Origin of the sequence: Streptococcus suis, from assembly GCF_024509555.1 — a bacterium.
Lineage (GTDB): Bacteria > Bacillota > Bacilli > Lactobacillales > Streptococcaceae > Streptococcus > Streptococcus suis_AD.
In genome coordinates this window covers 1-637 of record NZ_JAMWEL010000053.1, presented here as the reverse complement: position 1 = coordinate 637, position 637 = coordinate 1, and the positions used below count along the sequence as shown (strand labels likewise).

Sequence of the window (637 nt, the reverse complement as noted above, 5' to 3'; positions counted from 1 at the left end):
GTATCATTATCAGTCGCAACTACACCTGTCTTGGTTACGCTTTGCGTTGAAGGAAGATAATCTGCCAACTCAGCTACATCATCCTTCGTCAAGGCTGAAACAGCTTTGAAGTCTTGTGTTGCTGGTGACCATGCAGAGTATGTATCTGCGATAATATCGCCTGTTACTGAATCAATCTGTACAGTACGAGTGAAGGTCAAGGTTTCAGTTGTAACAACTGGCTTGCCATCCTTCAGCACTGGAGAACCATCAGCATAGACATGGTTAACGGTCAAGGTTACTTCTTCAACCAAGCCAAGTTCACCATAGGTACGACCCTTAGGATCGTTTGGTACTTTATCGCCTGGTTTAACTGGATCTGTTGGGTTAGTTGGATCTGTTGGATCTGTTGGGTCAACAACTTTTGTAATTGGAGAATAGACAATCGTTGCGAATGAATCTGCATCTGTAGCTGCTACAGATTTCGCATCAACCTTATCAACATTTGATTTGAAGTTATCCAAGCTGAGGGCTGGAACTTCTGCAAATGTCTGAGTAGCTGGTGTCCATGCAGTATAAGTATTTGCAATGATATCACCTGTTACTGCATCAATTTGTACAGTACGTGTGAAGGTTACTGTTTGAGTTGTGACAACTG

The 637-nt window shown here is 42.7% G+C and carries 1 protein-coding gene; it reads right to left on the bottom strand.

All coding sequences use genetic code 11. The features are described from left to right. The coding region (locus NF418_RS10295) for a mucin-binding protein (protein ID WP_444861126.1) at positions 1–637 on the bottom strand (637 nt) is incomplete at both ends.